Origin of the sequence: Sphingobium aromaticiconvertens (assembly GCF_037154075.1) — a bacterium.
In the GTDB taxonomy this organism is placed as follows: Bacteria; Pseudomonadota; Alphaproteobacteria; order Sphingomonadales; family Sphingomonadaceae; genus Sphingobium; species Sphingobium aromaticiconvertens.
Window position 1 is genome coordinate 4,531,867 of the sequence record NZ_JBANRJ010000001.1, and the last position, 20,210, is coordinate 4,552,076.

11 protein-coding genes are annotated in these 20,210 nt (G+C 62.9%); 4 read left to right on the top strand and 7 right to left on the bottom strand.

What is annotated here, in order from left to right:
- The first annotated feature begins 101 nt into the window (after positions 1 to 101).
- Positions 102 to 4,157 carry a glycosyl hydrolase gene (locus tag WFR25_RS22000; RefSeq protein ID WP_336973706.1) on the top strand — a complete coding sequence of 1,352 codons (4,056 nt, stop codon included), beginning with the start codon at positions 102 to 104 and terminating at the stop codon, positions 4,155 to 4,157.
- 82 nt (positions 4,158 to 4,239) lie between these two features.
- Here the strand turns inward: WFR25_RS22000 and WFR25_RS22005 are convergent, their stop codons facing one another.
- The 3 genes from WFR25_RS22005 to WFR25_RS22015 form a co-directional block, all read right to left on the bottom strand.
- Entirely contained in the window at positions 4,240 to 5,628 is a 1,389-nt protein-coding gene (locus tag WFR25_RS22005; RefSeq protein WP_336973707.1) for a glycoside hydrolase family 140 protein, read from the bottom strand.
- Positions 5,629 to 5,713: 85 nt separating this feature from the next.
- On the bottom strand, positions 5,714 to 8,302 hold the full coding sequence (locus WFR25_RS22010; protein ID WP_336973708.1) for a TonB-dependent receptor: 2,589 nt from the start codon (positions 8,300 to 8,302) through the stop codon (positions 5,714 to 5,716).
- Between the two features lie 104 nt (positions 8,303 to 8,406).
- Positions 8,407 to 10,620 (bottom strand): hypothetical protein, encoded by a 2,214-nt coding sequence (locus tag WFR25_RS22015; protein WP_336973709.1) that lies wholly within the window; start codon positions 10,618 to 10,620, stop codon positions 8,407 to 8,409.
- A gap of 172 nt (positions 10,621 to 10,792) precedes the next feature.
- Here WFR25_RS22015 and dld point away from each other — a divergent pair, with 172 nt between their 5' ends.
- The 3 genes from dld (at position 10,793) to WFR25_RS22030 (ending at position 14,379) form a co-directional block, all read left to right on the top strand.
- A complete protein-coding gene (gene dld / locus WFR25_RS22020; RefSeq protein WP_336975000.1) occupies positions 10,793 to 12,562 on the top strand; it encodes a D-lactate dehydrogenase in 1,770 nt (589 codons plus the stop codon).
- Between the two features lie 55 nt (positions 12,563 to 12,617).
- On the top strand, positions 12,618 to 13,364 hold the full coding sequence (locus WFR25_RS22025; protein WP_336973710.1) for a FadR/GntR family transcriptional regulator: 747 nt from the start codon (positions 12,618 to 12,620) through the stop codon (positions 13,362 to 13,364).
- A gap of 232 nt (positions 13,365 to 13,596) precedes the next feature.
- On the top strand, positions 13,597 to 14,379 hold the full coding sequence (locus tag WFR25_RS22030) for a FadR/GntR family transcriptional regulator (RefSeq protein ID WP_336973712.1): 783 nt from the start codon (positions 13,597 to 13,599) through the stop codon (positions 14,377 to 14,379).
- Between the two features lie 113 nt (positions 14,380 to 14,492).
- On the opposite strand, the gene WFR25_RS22035 is transcribed toward WFR25_RS22030, so the two are convergent.
- The 4 genes from WFR25_RS22035 to pdxA are packed head-to-tail and all read right to left on the bottom strand — an operon-like array spanning position 14,493 to position 19,979.
- Positions 14,493 to 15,626 (bottom strand): iron-containing alcohol dehydrogenase, encoded by a 1,134-nt coding sequence (locus WFR25_RS22035; RefSeq protein ID WP_336973714.1) that lies wholly within the window; start codon positions 15,624 to 15,626, stop codon positions 14,493 to 14,495.
- Positions 15,623 to 18,016, bottom strand: coding sequence for an SUMF1/EgtB/PvdO family nonheme iron enzyme (locus WFR25_RS22040; RefSeq protein ID WP_336973716.1), 2,394 nt, complete (start codon positions 18,014 to 18,016; stop codon positions 15,623 to 15,625). The genes WFR25_RS22035 and WFR25_RS22040 overlap by 4 nt, the downstream gene beginning before the upstream one ends.
- Positions 18,013 to 18,975 carry a dihydrodipicolinate synthase family protein gene (locus WFR25_RS22045; protein ID WP_336973718.1) on the bottom strand — a complete coding sequence of 321 codons (963 nt, stop codon included), beginning with the start codon at positions 18,973 to 18,975 and terminating at the stop codon, positions 18,013 to 18,015. The genes WFR25_RS22040 and WFR25_RS22045 overlap by 4 nt, the downstream gene beginning before the upstream one ends.
- Positions 18,972 to 19,979 carry a 4-hydroxythreonine-4-phosphate dehydrogenase PdxA gene (gene pdxA / locus WFR25_RS22050; protein ID WP_336973719.1) on the bottom strand — a complete coding sequence of 336 codons (1,008 nt, stop codon included), beginning with the start codon at positions 19,977 to 19,979 and terminating at the stop codon, positions 18,972 to 18,974. The genes WFR25_RS22045 and pdxA overlap by 4 nt, the downstream gene beginning before the upstream one ends.
- Positions 19,980 to 20,210 lie beyond the last annotated feature (231 nt).

The following is a 20,210-nucleotide window of genomic DNA, read 5'->3' on the forward strand; positions in this document are numbered from 1 at the left end:
GAGTCAACCGCTTTTGCACTTATCCGTGTCGATCAGCGGCCATTTCCAGGCGCATGCCGGATCGAAATTTCGGGTTATCAGCAAGACAAGGGAGGGGCGTCATGAAGCGCACAAAGCTGGGCAAACTGGCAACAAGCGTGGCATTGGCCGCAATCAGCATCGGCACCGCGACAGGGCAACAAAGCGCGAGCCTTCCCGATCCGGAAAGTTTTCGCAATCCGCCCGCCGATGCGCGCCCCCAGACACTCTATTTCTGGATGAACGGCAATGTGACCCGGCAGGGGCTGGACGCCGACCTTGATGCGATCGCGCGCGTCGGCATGGGCGGCGTGCTGGTGTTCGACGGCAGCGACGATGTGCCCAAGGGGCCGGTCGATTATCTCAGCCCGCAATGGCTGGGACTGATGACGCATATGATGGACAAGGCGGACACGCTGAGCCTGAAAGTGGGCATGCATAATGCGCCCGGCTGGTCGTCGAGCGGCGGCCCATGGATCGCCCCGGCGCAAGCCATGCAGCAGATCGTCTGGACCGAGACGAGCATCGCCGGCGGCAAGCGGCTGCGCCTTGCCCTGCCCAAACCTTATGCCAAGCTGGACTATTACAAGGATGCGGCGGTGCTGGCCTTTCCTGCGTCGGATGGCGATGAGAGTCGCTATCGCGATGCTATCGCCGGGATGCGGGTTGGCAAGGGGGTCGACGCCAGAACACTGACCGATCGCGACCTGCACAGCGCGATCGAGATCGCGCCGGACACGCCGCTGGTCATATCCATGAAGACGCCCTTCCCCGCGCAGGCCGTGACACTTTACGCGGTCAAGGACGCACCCGGCTTTTCGGCAACGATCGAGGCATCGGACGACGGCAGCAACTGGACCCGCATCGGCAAAGTGTCAGTCGCGGTCGAGCGCGGCATTGAAGCGCCGGGGACGCTCAATTTTGCCCGCGTCTCCGCGCGTCATTTCCGCGTCACGCCCAGCGCCAAGGTGAAACTGGCCGAGGCGCTGTTCCATGCCACACCGCGCATCGAGGATTGGGACACCAAGGGCGAGCATGGCATCCGCATTGGCAGCGCGGTCGAGCGGCACCCATCGAATGCGGCCCGACCCGATGCGATTGATCCATCGCGGGTCATAGACATCAGCGCGAAGGTGGATTCGCGCGGGATGCTCGACTGGACGCCGCCCGCGGGTCGCTGGACGATCCTGCGCTTTGGCCATACGCCGACGGGCAAGCTCAACGTCGCGGCCTCCGACGCGGGTCGGGGGCTTGAGGTCGACAAGCTGAACATAGCGGCGGTCGATCATCAGTTCGAAAGCAGTGTGGGGCGCGTCATCAAGGCCGCAGGTCCCCATGCGGGCAAGGCCTTCGACATGCTGGAGATCGACAGTTTCGAGGCCGGAATGCAAAACTGGACTCCGACGATGCTGGCGGATTTCCAGAAGCGGAACGGCTATTCGCTGCTGCCCTATCTGCCCACGCTCACTGGCCGCATTGTGGGTGACGCCGATGTTTCCGACCGGGTGCTGTACGACTATCGCCGCACGCTCGCGGACCTGATGGCCGACAATTATTATGGGCGGATGCAGAGCCACGCCAATGCCGCTGGCCTGCGTTTCCATGCGGAAGGCTATGGCCCCGGCGCGTTCGACGCCTTGCAGGTCAGCGGCCGGGCGCAGGTGCCGATGACGGAGTTCTGGTCCCGCACACCCTGGACCGACAACCGCACGGTCAAGATGGTGTCCTCCGCCGCGCATGTCTATGGCAAGCCGGTCGTCGCGGCAGAGGCCTTTACGGGTGAGGCGCAGACCAGCCGCTGGCTCGACTATCCCTATGCGATGAAGACGCTGGGCGACCAGATGTTCGCGCAAGGCGTCAACCAGTTCTACTTCCATCGCTATGCCCATCAGCCCAATCCGCTGGCCAGTCCCGGCATGGCGATGGGTCCGTGGGGCATCAACCTGGAGCGCAGCAACACATGGTTCGCCCAGTCGCGCCCCTGGATGGAGTATCTGGGCCGCAGCCAATATATGCTGCGGCAGGGACGGAATGTCGCCGACATCCTCTATTTCGTCGGCGAGGAAAGCCCGAACCAGAGCGAATATCTGCGCCCCGACATATCGCCCGACAGCAACCCGAAGATCGGGCAATATTTCAGTCCGCAAGTGCCCGCAGGCTATAGCTATGACATGGTCAATGCCGAGGTGCTGCTGACCCGCGCGAGCGTGAAGGACGGGCGGATCCTCCTGCCCGATGGCGCAAGCTATCGGATGCTGGTGATGCCCGACACGATCGCCAGCATGACGCCGCAACTGGCGCAGCGGCTGCGCGATCTCGTGCGGCAGGGCATGGTGATGCTGGCGCCCAAGCCTGCCCGCTCGCTGACCATGGCGGGGCAGCCTGATGGCGACGCGGCCTTCCGCGCGGCAATCGACGATCTGTGGGGCACGCAGGCGGCCAACACCACGCCGCGCCGGGTCGGCGAGGGCCGTATCTTTGCGACGGGCGGCATTGCGCCTGTGCTGGCCGATATGGACGCAACGCCTGATGTGGCCTGCGAGACGGCATCACCCGACGGACAGGTCGTCTGGCTGCATCGCAGGCTTGCGGACGGCGACGTCTATTTCGTCGCCAACCGCCAGCGCCGGGCCGAGCGGCTGACCTGCACCTTCCGCGTAAGCGGCAAGGCGCCAGCATTGTGGGATGCGGAGTCGGGGGCGATCAGCCGCCCTGCCCTGTTCGATGCCGGGAAATCCACGACCCGTGTCGCCTTCGACCTGTCGCCTGCCGGATCGACCTTCGTCAGCTTCCGCGAACCGGTTTCCGGCGCGAAGCGGCTGGACTGGGTGGCCAAGGACGGCGCGCGGTTCACCGATCTTGATGCCAGGACGCCCGTTGTCGCGGCACCGTCCGACAGCTTCACCCTCTCGCTCTGGGCCAAGCCCGACATCGACCTGCGGCTTATGCCGAAGGAAAGCGTCGATGGGCGGATCAACGAGACAGGCAAAAATTATCTGGTCAATGCCCGCTCCGGGCGAGACACCCATGGCGATGGCACGGCAGTCGCCGGTCTTGCCATCGGCCGCAATGGCGCCTTCGTGATCGAGCGGATTTCACCCGACAGCGTGCCCGCCGTGCTCGTTTCGCACCAGCCGATCGCGGGGTGGAGCCATATCGCGCTGGTCTATGACAAGGGGACGCCCAGCCTCTATATCGACGGCAAGCTGGCGCATACGGGCCTGAAGAGCGGGCGTACCGTCTTTGCCGGCGGGTCGGACAAGCCCTCCCCCTCGGGCGTCACCTATTCTTTTGAGGGCAATGCGACACCGCTTCGCACCGACGCACGCGCGCTGGCCCCGGCGGAGATCGCCGCCGAAGCCGCCAAGGGACCGCCCGCGCCGATGACCAGCCTCAGCCCTGCGGAGATCAACCGCGCGGATGACGGATCACTGCGCGCGCTGGTGTGGGACAGCGGGCGCTACACGACCAGCGCCGGGCGCGGCTTTCGGGCCGATGTGCCCGCGCCGCACGCAATCGACGGGCCGTGGACGGTCCGCCTTCAGCCCGGTCGTGGTGCACCGGCGCAGATCACGCTCCCTGGGCTTCAATCGCTCAGTCATCACCCCGATCCTGCGGTGCGCCATTTCTCCGGCACCGCCACCTATGAGCGCAACATCAACGTGCCCGCCAGCGCGGTGAAAAAGGGCCAGCGTGTCTATCTGGACCTTGGCCGGGTCGAAATCCTTTCCGGCGTCAGCGTCAACGGCAGGGATCTAGGTGTCGTATGGAAGGAACCCTATCGCGTCGACGTGACCGATGTTGTCCATGCCGGGGTTAACAGCCTGTCGCTGACCGTCACCAACCTGTGGGCCAACCGCATGATCGCCGACGCAGCGCTGCCCGAGGAAGGCCGGTTCGTCGACAATGCCGACTGGACGATCGGCGAGCGGGCGAGCGCGGACGGGAAGATGACACCGGTGATGGCGCGCAAGATCGTGGAGCTGCCCGACTGGTACAAGGCGGGCAAGGCCAAGCCCGAGGGTGGGCGCGTAACCTTCACGCCCTGGACCTTCTTTCAGGCTAACGAGCCGTTGCTCGATTCCGGCCTGCTGGGTCCAGTGCGCCTGGTCTTTGCCCAGGACATCAGTCTCAAATAAAGAAAAGGCCGGTCGATCGCTGGCGTGCAGACCAGCGATCGACCGGCAGAAGGACGCACCCAGGGAAGGGTGTTGGCGCCCCCTATTTGCTATCGAGCAGAAGCACCCAGTCATTGCCCGGCTGCGGCGTGCCGGGCGGCGTGAACAATCGCTCGCCATTGTTGGTGAAGGTGCCGATGGGCTTGGCTACGCCCGTGCGTGGATCAAACCAGGCCGCGCTCACCTTCTGGCCCGCGATCTGGCCCATGCGAATGCGAAAAGGCCGTCCGGTATAGCTGTAGGCCATGGCATAGGCCTTGCCCCGCGTAGCGATCACCCGCTCATAGCCAGTGCCGTTCTGCCCCGCGATCAGTTGCTGGTCGGGCACGCGCTCAAAGAAGGGGCGCGACAGCATCAGGTCGCGCAGATGATGCATCTGCCCTGCCCCCTCCTGCTCCAACGCCTTTTCCCAATGCACGTCAGCGGCATAGGCGGGTTTGTCCTTGCCCGGCACGAACATCTGCATGACATCATTGCTGCCATAGCTATGCCCGAAGGCGCCACCGAACACGCTCCACCAGGCATAGCGCCGCACATCCGCCGCCAGCCAGCGCGGTGCCGTTAAGTCATGCAGGCCATGCGGGATATTTTCGTAACTCGGTTCGCCGTCGATCGTGGGTTTCAGCGGAGGGCGGGACAGATCTTCCGCGACATAACGCCAGTTATCCTCGGCGCGCGCGCCCTTCTCATCCTGCGCATAGCTTTTGTGGCCGGACTGGAACATGTTGAAGTCCAGCCAGGGCGCGCGGTGATAATACCATGCAGAATCGGTGCGGCCGATAGGATGGAAGGTCATCAAATGGCCGGGGTCCGCTGCCTTTATGGCCGCGCCCAGCGCTTCCCAGGTGGCGGCATTCTTTTCCCCCGGCGTGTCGCCGCCGTTCAGCCAGACGATGTTGGGCTTGCTCCGATAGCGTTCGCCCAGAAATTTGCCATAGGCAGCCGCACGCTCTGGCGGCAGCTTGCTCTCGACGACGATCGTACCCCAGATGGGCACCAGCGCGACATAGAGGCCGTGCGCGGCGGCGCGATCGACCACCCAGTCCAGATGGTCCCAATAATCATATTCGTCGGCGCGGGCCGGGTCGTTACCGGGCGTGACACGCGGACGCGCTGGATCCTTGTCCAGCATCGCCGGCGCGGCATAGCGGTTGGTCTGCTGATCGGTGTGCAGCACCATCACTTGTATGACGTTGAAGCCCTGCGCCGCCCGACGGGCAAGGTAGTGCTCTGTCTCCGCCCGATCGAGGCGACCCAGCAGCAGCCAGCCAGTGTCGCCCAGCCAGAAGAAGGGCCGGCCATCCTGCGTTGCGAGATAGCGGTGATTGTCGGCAATCCGCAGCGGTTGGGTTGCGGGCGCGGCGCTGGCTGCGACGCTTGCGGCCAGCGCCAGCAGGCTCAGCCCCAAGCCGACCAGTGTGTTGCGAGTCATCCCGAAAGCTCCTGACCGCCCAATGCGCAAATAGAAGAGAAGTCCCTGCGGCCGGGGCCGCAGGGACAGAAGGAAGAGCCTGAGTTTAGAATGTCACCCGCACGCCCGCCAGAACCTGGATATCATCCTGTTCCAGATTGCCGACCAGGGTTTCACGGCCATAATAGGTGTCCGTCTTGCTCCGCAGCAGATTGCTTCCTTCCAGCGAAACGGTGATATTGTCGGTCACGTCCAGATTGATCGACGCATCCAGCCAGCCATAAGCCTTGCGGTAGACGGGCAGGCCCACAACAACATTGTTCGTGAACAGGCCAGTCAGGAACTTGTCGCGCCAGTTATAGGCGAGACGGGCGGAAAGCGGACCTTTTTCGTAGATGCCGCTGACGTTGAAGCTATGCTTCGAAAGGTCGGTCAGCGGCGTGCTCAGCCCGGCAATCGAGGTACCGGTCGAACTATCCACAAAGGTATAGTTGGCCTGAACCCCAAAACCACTCAGCAGACCCGGCAGGAAATCGAAGAAGGTTTGGCCGCCGACCTCGATACCCTTGATCTTGCCCTGATTGCTGTTGGTGGGCGCCGAGATGCTATATTCGATGCCGTCGATGACCCGCAGGATGGTGCCGGTCAGAATGAAGTTCTGAACATTGCGGTAGAAGCCGGCCAGATAGACCGATCCCGTCGGTGCGAAATAATATTCCAGGCTGGCGTCAAGCTGATCCGCCTTCAAAGGACGCAGATCCGGGTTGCCCGAAGAACCGGTATTCTGCGCGGGAACGAGCGTAAGCGTAGGCGCAAGCTGCGAGAATCCCGGACGGGTCAGCACTTGCGATGCGGCCAGGCGCAACTGCAGTTTGTCGCTCAGCCCGAACCGGATGTTCGCACTGGGCAAAACGCTCAGATAATTGCTGTTCATGTCGATGGGCGTGGGTACAGTCTGGCCTGCGTTCAGGCGGTTGCCTTGCACCTGCAACCCGGTGCGGATCACACGAAGGCCGATATTGCCGTCCACCGGCACGGCGCCAAGGTCGAAGCCATATTTCGCCGTCGCAAAGCCGGCCATCGTCGTTTCGTTGATGCTGTAGATACCGGGCGTGCTGACCGATACCGGAGTGGTGATGCCCAACTGCTGGCGGATCGCGTCGAAATTGTCCAGCGGACGCAAGGCATCGGGATTGGCGACGAGGAAGTCCTGATTGATGTTCCCCGAACCGCTGAACATATTATTAAGCGGATTGGACATGAACAGATCGGAAAAACCTGCGGCGTTGACGCGAGCGGCAGCCGTGCCCGGCGTCTGGAAGAAGCGGACCGGCGTGAAATCCATGCCGCGCTTGGCCCAGCGCAGGCCGAAATTCAGCGACTTGAGGAAGTCACTTTCGACATCGAAGGACGCGTCGCCCTTCACCGCCCACATATCGCCCTTGAAGTAATTTTCGTTCCGCGTCATCGCCCCGATTGTATAGCTGCCAATGTTGTTGAGGTTGACGCCGCTCAGTAACATGCTCGGCACGCCGGCGCTGACATCCTGATCGGCGCGCGGGGCGACACCGGCAAGGTCAAGCTCGGAATAATAGAGGGTATTCTTCGATGTGGAATAGTTCACGTCGAAGTTCAGCCGCATCCCGTCGGTCACATAATTCACGCCGCCGGAATATTGGAAATTCTCGTCATAGGTGTCGCGCGCCACGCCAAAGGTGTTGAAGGCGACATTGTTGTAGGAAATGGAGCGAATGTCGTTTGTGCCGTCAAAGACAGTCGCCGTGCCCGGCACGGCGGTCCGTCCGTTGGTCGGGATGTTAAGGCCGAACTGGGTCTGGATCGACCGGAACTCCTGATAACCGACTTGACCATAGACTTCGAGTTCGGGCGTCGGCTTCCACTGAACCATGCCATCAATGCCGATGCGACGACGATTTCCCTTGATGGCGGGCTGGTAGGAGCCGTTCGGGGCGTTGACCGTCTGGCCCGCGATGATGTCCGTGCGACCGTTGGGTGCGCCGACATTGATGATGTCGGTTGCAAAGGCCCGCTCCTGATAGGCAGCGCTCACCAGCACACCGATTTCACCGATACCGGTGTCCCAGCTATTGCTTACCAGGACGGACGCCATCGGCTTCACATCATCGGCAAGGTCCGAATATCGCCCTCGGGCACTCGCGCTGAACACGAACCCCTTTTTGTCGAGTGGCTTGCGCGTGCGCAAATCAACCACGCCGCCGATGCCGCCTTCGATCAGATCCGCTGATGGCGTTTTGTAAACGTCGATACCGGCGAGCAGTTCGGACGGCACGTCCTGAAGGTTGAAGCCGCGTCCACCGCCTGCGGTAAAGACCTCCCGACCATTGAGCGTGGTCAGCACCTGCGACAGACCACGGATCGCGATGCTTCCACCTTCGCCACGGTCGCGGCTGACCTGTATGCCTGAAACGCGCTGCAATGCTTCTGCGACATTGACGTCCGGCAGCTTGCCGATGTCTTCCGCAACGATGGAATCCACGATCTTGTCGGAATTGCGCTTGAGGTTCTGCGCCGACTGAAGGCTGGCGCGGATGCCGGTGACAACGATGTCCGCACTGTTCGTATCAGGCGCAGATTGCGCGGCAGCCGATGCAGGCAGGAAACCGATGACACCGCAAAGGGCGACACCCGTTAGAATATGATTGGTGATGCGCATGAACCTCTCCTCCCAGACTTTGTTCTGATTTCGCGTATATTATAATATTATATTCAGGCAAGTTATTTGTATGAGTAATCAGATTGTCGCCATTTTCCATAGCTTTAGCGCAACACGCGGACCAGATAGCTGGTGGTGGCTGGCGTCCCGACCGGGATTTCCCACCCCGACTCGAGCATTCGTCCCTTGATATCCGCCCCCGCCGGTCGTCCCGCCCCATCCAGCGGCGTCGCGACGACGCCCAGCGCACCGTCCAGATCCTTGAGCAACAGCCAGCCCTTCACCGGTTCGATCCAGGTCGGGGCCGTGCCCCATTTTTCCAGCATCGTGTGACGCGCGTTCCAGCCCTGACCACTATTGCCCGCCTTTGCCGTAGCGGTGACGAGCAGGCGATCGGAGATACGGATCGGCTTGCCGTCGAGCGCGGAAGCGGTGATCGCCGCAAAGCCGTTGCCGATGTCGGCGGCCAGATGGGTCGTCGCCACCTTCGCATCGCGCACGAAGCCGACCAGCGCCTGACTACGCGGCGCATCGACGGACAGGGTGCTTGTCCCCTCCCCCGTCCGCCAGCGCAGTTCGCCCGTGTCCGATAGCAGCGGATTGGCGGGCGCCATCGGCGGCGCAGCGACCGGCGCGCAATCCAGGCATTTGACCCGCGATCCATGGACCAGCGGCAAGGCCATCGGGAAGCCGGGCGCGAAATAGGGCTGCCCGGCGCGCGGCATCCGCGCCGCCTGGTCGATCTGGGCGGTGGAATAGCTGCGCTCCACCATCTGCCGCGCCGAAGCGACATCTCCGCGCAGGAACAGCATCGCCCCCACCGGCATCTGCGCGATCTTCACCGGGTCTTGCGTGATGTCGAAATGATCGCCGATAACCGGGGTCGCCTGCCCGATCAGCTTGGCTTCGAACGTGTAGAAGAAGATGCCGTCCCAATCCTGCAACGCGGCGTAGGAGGCGAGGATCGGGATCATCTCTGCCCCATATTCGGACGGGAAAGGATGGTTCACTTCGCTGACGGTGAAGGCCTTGCCCGTCATCGCCGTGCGCGCCAATTTCACCGGGATCGACAGCTCCGGCGTGTTGACCATCGGTTCGTTGCGCTGACCGTAAATGGCGGGATGCTGCCAATAGACATGCGCGTCCATCACGTCGAACTTCGCGCCCGATCGCATCATCGGCTGGCCCGCGATGAAATACGTATGGTCGGCGGTGGGAATCAGGATGGATTTGACGCCGACCTCATCGCGCAGGAAGCGCGTCATTTCCTGCTGGAAGCCGATTTCCTCGCCAGTCAGAAAGGCGATTTCGGCGCGGAAACGCGCGTCGGGCGCATCGCGGAACGCCACGCGACGCAGGAAGGGCACCGGTGCATCCGTCGCCACGCCCGCCTGAACGCGCAGCGTGGCGACCTGCGCCGCCGTGCGGTTGCGCGCCAGCCAGTCATTATAGCGCTGCGTCAGCAGAGCCGCATAATGAGGTGTCAGGTCGAGTTGCAGATTCTGCCCGCCCTCGACACGCTCGCCGCGCAGCCAGCCTCGCTGCCAGAATTCCAGCAGGGAATTTTCGTTGACGATCTCCACGATCGCGACCGCCGGATCATCGGCATAGCGCAACCCCGTATAGGGATTGTGCAGGCCCAGCAGCGCGCGCGCATATTCCTTCTGCCGCTCGATCAGTTCTGGACCGAAATAGGTTAGCCCCTTGGCCACGCCGATCAGTTGATGATCGGGCACCCCATCGCCTGCGCGATAGGTGCGACCAACGTTCAAGTTGATATCGACATAGATGCCGCGTTTCTTGAACTGCGCGAACATATAATGGAGCCGGTCGACCTGCTCCGCATCGAAAGCGCGGCTGTCGTCGCGATCGCTGTCGATCAGACCCGAGGGCGTGTGGGTGATCGGCGCCAGCGAACCGCTGCCCCCCTCTCCATCCATCGTCCGCTGCGCCTTGCGCATATCCAGGAAGTGGAGGCGCACGCAATTGACGCCCAGCCTGGCGAGAGAGTCGGCATAGATCTCCGCCTCTTTATGAGGTGGGAGAAGCGCGGAACCCAGCGCCCAGCCGGTGATATTGACGCCCCAGCAGCGCAAACGCTGGCCATTGGCAAAGCGGAAATGGCCATCCTTCACGGTCAGGAATCCGTGCCTGCCTGCGGGGCCATCCAGCAGGAAGCGCATATCGATCAGTGACTGCTCACGCCCTGGATGGTCGACGACATAGGGAACGGCGTCGTCCGGCATGACCGGCACTGTAACGCCCTCGGCGACGGGCGTGGTTTTGGCGGACAGCAGGGCCGGCGATGACGCGGCCATCAACAATCCCACCGTCGTCCTGAAAATCCTCTTCCCCCGCATAGCCCTCTTCCCTTTTTTTCAATTTGTCATATGATATGATGTTCGTGATAAAGGCGCAAGACATGCCGACAGGCACCCGATGACAAAAAATGATGGCGGGGGACGCCTGGAACCGAAACAGGGAGAGGCCATGCCGCCAGCCGACAGGGCAGCGCTGATGGATCGACTGCAAAAGATTGTCGGCCGCCGACATTTGCTGACCGGTCGGCGCCAGACCTATCGTTTTCGCACCGGATACCGTTTTGGCGGCGGCGATGCGGCGGCGGTGGTTCGGCCCGGCAGCCTGATCGAACAATGGCGCGTGCTTCAGGCCTGCGCCTCGGCCGGGGTGGCCATCATCATGCAGGCCGCCAATACCGGGCTGACCGGCGGATCGACACCGGATGGCAGCGAATATGATCGGGATGTCGTGATCATAAACACGACCCGGATGACCACCATCCATATGCTGGACGGCGGACGCCAGATCGTCTGCCTGCCCGGTGCAACGCTTTACAGGCTGGAACAGATACTGCGCCCGCTGGGCCGCGAACCGCATAGCATCATCGGATCATCCTGCATCGGCGCCAGCGTGATGGGGGGCGTGTGCAACAATAGCGGTGGATCGCTGGTGCAGCGCGGGCCAGCCTATACCGAACTCGCCCTTTATGCGCAGATGGACGAAGGAGGCACGCTGTCGCTGGTCAATCATCTGGGGATAGCGCTGGGCGATGATCCCGAAACGATCCTCGACCGGGTAGAGCGTGGCGATTTCACCGATGCCGATGTCGTCAACGATCCCAAACGCCGCGCCTCCGACCGCGACTATGCCAGCCATGTGCGCGACATCGACGCCGTGACCCCCGCGCGCTTCAACGCCGACCAGCGCAATCTGTTCGAAGCATCGGGCAGCGCGGGCAAACTGGCCGTCTTTGCCGTGCGGCTGGACAGTTTCGTCAGCGATGGCGAAGTCGGCTCTTTCTATATCGGCACCAATGACCCCGGACAGCTCACCGACCTGCGGCGTGACATGCTGCGCGATTTCGCCAGCCTGCCCGTGGCGGCCGAATATATGCACCGTACCGCCTTCGATATTGCGGCGCGATATGGCAAGGACACGTTCCTGGCGATCCGCTGGCTGGGCACGGATCGGCTACCCTCTCTTTTTGCGCTCAAGTCCCGACTGGATGGCTGGTTAACTGCCGTCGGCCTTGGCGGGCGTGGACTGTCCGATCGCTGGCTCAACCGCCTCGCCGCACTGTGGCCCCAGCATCTTCCGTCCCGGCTGCTCGATTGGCGCGACCGCTACGAACATCATCTGATGATCAAAATGGCGGGCGTCGGCATCGACGAGGCGCGCGCCTATCTGCTGGGAAAACTGAATGACAATGGCGGCGCCTTTTTCGAATGCACGCCGGACGAGGCGGACAAGGCATTCCTGCATCGCTTCGCGGTGGCGGGCGCCGCGGTGCGCTACCGCGAAGTCCATCGTCGCGCGGTCGAGGATATCGTCGCGCTGGACATCGCCCTGCCCCGCAACGAACGCGACTGGTTCGAGCAGTTACCGCAGGGTCTGGACGAAGATGTGCTGCACAGCCTTTATTATGGCCATTTCTTCTGCCACGTCTTCCATCAGGACTATGTGGTCAGGAAGGGGACGGACGTTCATGCGCTGGAACATCGACTGCTCGCGCTTCAGGATGCACGCGGGGCGGAATATCCGGCGGAACATAATGTCGGCCATCTTTATCCGGCCAAGCCAGCGTTGGCGCGCTTCTACCGAGAACTTGATCCCGCCAACTGCATGAACCCCGGCATCGGCCAAATGTCCAAGGCGCCTGGCTATGGCGCCTGCCGGACCTGTGACGACGCTGCGCTTCCCGCAAGAGACGGACTGGCTTCACACGACGGGATCGCTTAACAACAACTGCGAGCCACGCCTTGACGGGTTCGGATATGGCAGGGAAAATCCTTTGGTGAAGCAGCAGAGTTCCGGTTTTGAATCCTATCTGAGACCGACATCATCGACCCATGATCAGGTCGCGCGCGCATTGGGCGCGGATATATTGTCGGGGGTTTATCAACCCGGAACCAAGCTGCCGTCCGAACAGGAAATCATCGACCGCTTCGGCATTTCGCGCACCGTGCTGCGCGAAGTGTTCAAGACGATGACCGCCAAGGGCCTGATCGTGTCCAAGACGCGGGTGGGTACGACCGTGCGCGATTCGCGGCACTGGAATTTTTTCGACGCCGACGTGCTGGCCTGGCGCGTCAGCCTGGGGATGGATGATGATTTCCGCCGCGGCATTGCCGAAGCGCGGCTGGCCGTCGAACCGCGCGCCGCGCAACTGGCCGCGACCCGCGCTACGCCGCAGGATATCGCCATCCTGCGCGAAACGGTGCAGCAGATGCGCGACGCGGTGGGATCACGCCAGCGCTTCGCGGAGGCCGACCTTGCCTTTCACCAGGCGCTGGCCGCTGCGTCGGGCAATTTCCTGCTCAACGCCTTTTCCACCGTGACCGAAGTGGCGCTGGTCGCCTCCTTCCTCTTGTTGCCGCTGGAAGAGGACGACATGCACGAGGAAACCGTCAATCGCCATGAACGCGTGGTGGACGCGATCGAGGCCGGGGCGGGCGACGAAGCCGGCCAGTTGCTGGCCGACATCATCGATTTTGGCGCGATCAAGGTCGCGCGCAGCCTCGCCCGCAACCGGAAAGACTGAAAGCGGTCGCGACCTCATGCCATCCCATCGGGATAGGAAAGCGTGCCTGCCATTCTGCCTGACCTTCTATCAAGTCAGGAGAATCTGTTAATTTGTCATACTTTCGCACCGGCTTTTATGGCTATCGCCATAAGGGGCACAGCATTTTCCTCTCTATTTAACCCGTATTTTCTATTATTTCGACTTGTTGTAAATGCTTCACAGGCGCGCAAATCTGCTTATAGTATTTGTCATGGATGGAAGAGACATCGAAGACAGGCGAGAGGGTGCGGGGCGTGCGGGGCCGAATGCCAATGAACTGGGCAGCCGTGGCGGCACATTGGCCGACAAGGTCTATGGCCAACTCTTCGAATGGATCGCCAGCGGCCATTATGTCCAGGAATCCAAACTGCCCAGCGAGCATGATCTGGCACGCGCTTTTGAAGTGTCCCGACCTATCGTTCGTGACGCACTCAAACGCTTGCGCGAAGAAGGCGTCATCTATTCGCGGCAGGGCGCGGGCAGCTTCGTCAGGGGGCAAAGCGTAGCGGAGGAGGCAGAAACACTGTCCGTCTTCCGTCCGGCAGAGACGATCGCCGACATTCAGCGATGCTTCGAGTTTCGCGAAACTGTAGAGGCGATGACCGCATCGCTGGCAGCGGCTCGCCGCAACGCCGCGCTGATCGACCGGCTGGAAACGCTGCTGGAGCGGCTGGTTCGGGCGACCCACGACGGAACGCACCGCCATGACATTGATTTCGAATTTCACCTGACGATCGCCAAGGCGTCGAACAACCAATATTTTTCGACCGTGCTGCTGGCCTTGCGCGATCAGGTCGCGGTCGGCATGAAGCTGCATGGCATGGCCCTGCTCAGCCCCACCGGGCGGCTGAACGAAACGACCGACGAGCATGTCCGCATCTTCAATGCCATTCGCGACGGTGATGCGGTCGAGGCGGGGGAAGCGATGCGCGCACATATCCGCCATTCACGCGATCGGTTGTTCGGTGGCGGACTGGTCGACCTGCGGCTTTGAGGAACAGGATCGCTATCCGCTGATTGCCGATACCCAGCAGCGACCAGACTCATCCCATGCATAAAAATCAGGCGCTGCCATTCCATGCAGGGAACGACAGCGCCTTGCGCACGTTATAAGGCGGCGCGATAAAGCCGGGCAATATCGTCCCGCGAAACCTCTCGCGGATTATTGTCGAGCAAGCGGCGGATGCCGATCGCTTCCCCCGCCATGGCGTCGATATCCTGTTCCCCAATCCCATGGGCCGCAAGGCCGGTTTCAAGGCCAAGCGACCGGCAAAAGCCGCTGGCCGCATCGAAGATCGCGTTACCGCCGACCCGGCCCAGCCCTAGTAGATCCAGCACTTCGCGCGTGCGCCCCGGTCGGGCGGAAGCGTTGAAGGCCAGCATGTGTGGAAAGATCAGAGCGTTGGCAAGGCCGTGAGAAAGGCCATGCCGGGTGCTGAGCGGGTAGGCGACGGCATGGCCGGCCGCAGTATTGACCGGCCCCAGGCAATAGCCGCCATAGAGCGCGGCCAGCGCAACCCCACCACGCGCCTCCAGATCGTCACCCTGCTCGACCGCGCAACGCAGATAGCGACCGATCAGCCTGATGCCCTCCCGCGCATAGAGATCGATCGCCGGGTGCGCCTTCACATTGGTGAACGCCTCCACGCAATGGGTGAGCGCATCAAGCCCGGTTTCGGCAGTGATCGCCGGTGGTACAGTCACGCTCATGCGCGGGTCGAGCGCGGCGATATCCGCCATCATATACGGGCTGTCGACCGCCAGCTTCGCGCCGGTGGCGGTGTCAGAAACCAGCGCGCGCGGCCCTGCCTCGCTGCCCGTGCCCGCCGTCGTCGGCACCTGCGCCAACACGGCCCGCCGTGGGGGTGCGCGGCCGATGCCGACAATCTCCTCCAGCACCACCGATGTTCCCGTCAACACCGCGACCAGCTTGGCTAAGTCCATGGCGCTACCGCCGCCAAAGCCCACGACCATGTCTGGCGCGAAGGCGTCCGCCACCGCACGCGCCGCATCCAGCGTGCGCGTGTCAGGCTCTCCGTCGATACCGTCGAACAGCGCAATTTCGCTGGTCAGTCCCAGTTCGCCGATCCGTGCGCGACAGGATCGCGTTGCGATCACCAGCGTCCGCTCGATCCCCCGCGCCGCCGCGAACGCGCCGACCTGCACCGTCACGCCTATGCCCATATGGATAGCAGCCGGACGTTCCAGCACGATGGACCGGATCGGATCGGGCAGGCTCACCAGGTGATGCCCGGCACAGCGGCGCCCGGCAGGTCGGGCTGTCCGGGGACATTGCCATGAATGAAGGTCACGTCGCTCAACATCTTGCCCTCCGGCGACCAGGTCCGCGCACGGCCATCGGCGATCTTGTCCTTCCAACCCGACATGCTGCGCATCGCGCCATTGGGCCACCAGCGGGTCCAGACCGATCGGCCATCGCCCTTGTGATCCCATTGGTCGATCAGGCGTCCGGTAGCATCGAACCGCTTTTCGATCCCCACCTTGCGCCCCAGTCGATATTCGACCTGCCAGACGGGTGTTCCGTCCAGGTAGAACCAGCTTTGCGGCCCGTCGAAGACCAGTGCGCCGTCGCTGCCCTGTCCGCCAGACCAGCGACCACGCAGCTTACCGTCGGGATAGCGTTCCTCCCGGTTTTGAACGCCGGTGACAGCCGTCACGTTGTTGCGCTCCAGTGCGGCATTGGTCGGGACCGGCGCATCCGGCACATCAAGCCACGCTTCGTTGAACGCCAGCGCGACCATGGGGAAGGTCGCGGTGGTGACGACATGGATGACCCCGTCCGGTCCCTGCGCGGCGCCGACATAGCCGACGGTGCCGCCCTCCATATCCTTTGCCCGGTCCGCGCGTTCCGACACGCCGATACCCGGCAGCGCCTTGAACGTCCAACTTTTCCCATCATCGGACGACAGAGCGACATAACTGCCCCGCTGCGGCAATGGCTTGGCGATCGGCTTGGTCCGCACATAGTCGCCGATCATCAGCAGCCGCCCGCTCTTCAGCCGAAGAACCTGTGGCCGTTGCCCGGAACTGAGCGCCGGGAAGGGCAGCTTCGACTTCACATAGGTCTTGCCCCCATCGGTCGATGTGCCCAGCGGCATGAAGCCGTCAATGTCGGTATTCTTGCCGCCAAAGGCCAGGATGCGGCCATCCTTGCCCTCCACGAACGTGGTATGCCGCCCGAAAGTCCGGCCACCGGTATCATACCAGCTTTTGCCATCATCCTCGCTGGCCCAGAGCAGCGACATATTGTCGGTATAGCCCGGATGGCGATCCGCCGCCGCGCCATCGCTGGACAGCAGCAGACGCCCCTTGCTGTCGCGAAAGGCGGTATTGATCGGTTGGCGATTATGCGCGTCGACTGCCCCCACCATCCGGGGATAGTGGATGCCCGACCAGGTTGCGCCATTGTCTGCCGAAGTCATGGATAGGAAAGGGAAATCCTTGGCCCCTGCCTCTGCGAAACCCGAATAGGGATTGCCCCAGAAGAAACGGATCGTGTCGCCGTCCCGCATCAGCAGCGGTGCATGATCGTTCACTCCAACAATATCGGCAAAGGGCGATGGCTCGTCCCATTCATCCGCGCCATGCCGCAGCCGGGTCGCGATGATCGAGCTTCCGGCCTCATATTCGCGATAGCTGGAATAGATGGCGATCAACACGTCGCCATTGGGCATCACGGTGATGCCGGGGCTGTGATGGTGATGGCGGAAGGATGCATCCCAGCCAGTTCGATCGGTCGCCCGTCCACCCGCATTGTCGGGCGGCGCGGGCAGGAAGATGCGGCGGCGGAAATAGGGCTTGGAACTATCCGGCCCCATGATTGCGGTCGATACATCCTGCCGCACGCCCATCTTGCTGATCGGCGGCGTCACTGGCTGGACATTGGCCTTGGGCGCTGGCCCCTCGACCAGACGCAGGCCGATGGAATGGAAACCGCCGCCCTGTTCCGCCCCTGCGTAGGGCGCAAAGCTGGGCGGAAAGGCCAGCCGCACCTCGGGCCGTCCATAATCGATCTCGACCTCCGGGTCGGTCTTGGCGCGGGCCGGGTTGAAGCCCATTCGCCCACCCCGCACAACGCGTAGCGATCCGGTGGCCGCGCCCGTCGGATCGGTCTGCGCGGCCACCGGATAAGGACCGAACCAGTCCAGCGTCCATTCGCGCGGCCCGGACTTCAGCCCGGCGATTTTGCCATAGCGCGTCGGCTCCTTTGCCGCGAGCCGGGCGACATATTCCCATTCCGCCTCGGTCGGCAGGCGATAGATGCGGCCCGTTTTCTTCGAGAGCCAGTCGGCATAAGCGACGGCATCCGTCCAGCTTATGCCCGCGACATAGGGTTTCTCATCGCTTGTGATCGGCACATCCGCCTTGAATTTGCGCCACTCGTCGATCGTCACTTCGTGAGTTGCGATGCGGAAGGGGTGGCTGATCGTCACGTCATGGACCGGGCGCTCATTATAATAGTCGCGCGACAGCCCGTCCTGCGCGCCCATCACGAAGCGACCCGCCGGTATATCGACCATCTGCGGCCCATCGCTGGCCGGTGGAGCGGCCGCCAGCGCAGGCGACATCGCAGCCAGCGCCGCACAGACCATCCATCGCGCTTTCATCATATTGCCCAATCCTTTTTCTTTTCATCGGCGGCGATCAACCCCGCGGCCTGCATCGCCTGCGCCATTTCCGCCTGTTGACCGAGCGTCAGCATCTGCATGGGCGCGCGCACCAGCGCCCATTCCGGTTCGCCCGTCCGCAGCGCATGGGCCGCCTTGAGCGCCGGGATCTGCGGCCATTGCTGGAACAATGCGCGCGCAGCCCCGATACGATCCTCAACCCGGCTGGCCTCAACCCGGCTGGTCGCGCCCCCCTTTTCTCCGCCTGTTATCCGCCGGTACAGATCGGCCAGCAGCGGTGCGATCAGGTTGGAGGTCGCGGTGATGCACCCCGCTCCGCCGATCCGCAGCAACGGCCCGGTCAGATGATCGGCGCCTGCGAACACCGCCAGTTCAGGGAAAGCCCGCAACAGGCCGAGCATATGGTTGATGTCACCGCCCGAATCCTTGATCCCGACGATGGTGCCGGGATAGCGGTCCATCAGCGCCGACAGCAGCCCATGGGTGATCGGCACGTCGCTATTTTGCGGGATATGATAGAGCAGCACGCGCAGGCCGGGATCGGCACAGCCGTCGATGACGCGGCAGAAATGATCGATCAGTCCCGCCTCGCTGGGCGTCGGATAGTAAAAGGGGGGTAACAGCAGGACGCGCTCCACCCCGCAGGCGCGAGCGTGACAGGTCAACTCCACCGTCTCGGGCCAGGAGCATAGACCCGTGCCCGGAATGATCCGGACCGGGTCCACGCCGCCTGCGATGACCGCTTCCAGCACGGCCTTGCGCTCGGCCAGCGACAGGCCGTTCGCCTCGCCCGTCGTGCCCAGCGAGGCGATGCCGTCGCATCCCGCCGCGATCAACCCGCGCGCATGGGCCGCCGTGCGCCGCAGGTCCACCGATCCATCGGGTCCGAAGGCGGTAAACGCTGCGCTGAACACACCGCGAAGCGGAGGCGCCCCGATCATGCCGCTACACTCCGCGCCGAAATCACACGCGGCGCGTCGGCAAGGCGGCGCGCATAGTCGAGTGCCGCCATCATGTTGATGTGAGACGCTCGCCCAGTCCCGGCGATGTCGAACGCCGTACCATGATCCACCGACGTTCGATCGATCGGCAGGCCCAGCGAGATATTTACGGTCGTGTCAAACGCGATCAGCTTGGTCGGGATATGCCCCTGATCATGATATTGCGCGACGACCAGATCGAATTCCCCGCATGAAGCCCGGTAAAAGACCGTGTCGGGAGAAATCGGCCCCTGCGCGTCGATACCGGCCGCCCGCGCCGCGGCGACCGCAGGTTCGATGAACCGCCCGTCCTCATCCCCGAACAGGCCATGTTCGCCGCAATGCGGGTTGAGGCCAGCAACGGCGATGCGCGACTGAGCCAGCCCCAGACGCCGCAAATGGGCCGCGCCCGCCTCGATCGTGGCCAGGACGCGCTCGCTCGTCACCCGGCGGATCGCCCCGCCCAGCGAGACATGGGTGGAGACATGGATGCTCGACAATTTTTCGGAAGCCAGCAACATGAAGGAAGCGGGCGCGCCCGTCAGATGCGCCAGCAGGCCAGTATGCCCGTCAAAGGCATGGCCAGCCGCGTTCATCGCCGCCTTGTTGATCGGCGCGGTCAGGATGCAGCCACCCTCGGCCCGCACGATCTCCACAGCGCGCACGATCGTCCGATAGGCTGCGTCCCCGGCAACCGGATCGACCTTGCCGATGGTGACAGGCGTCGGCAGGGCGATATCGTCCAGTAGCACGCCGCCCGATTCCATCGCCTCGGTAAAGCGGAGATCCACACCAACGAGTGCAGCGGCACGCTCCAGCACATCGCGGGGGCCGACAACGCGCGTCCTCGCGCGAGTCGCCCCGTCCATCTCGGCCAGTGTCCGGCAGGTAATTTCCGGCCCGACCCCGGCTGGATCGCCAACCGTAATGACGATCGGGTGCGGACTGGCATGTGCGGGGGACATCGACTCTCCTGTTCCCGCCTGTCTGAAGGCGTGATTTCGCCAGGATTGTCCGCAACCGGGTCAATTTGTCAACAACTTGTATACAAAACTTGTTCCCTACACCCAAATTTTCGATCTCGCCTAACCACATTGGCCCATTTAAAGCATCTTTTCGGGAAAGATGGCGTTGACAGGTTGTTTTGACATGTCATATTTCAACCTGCACAGACGGCGACAGCCGCATCCCTTTCG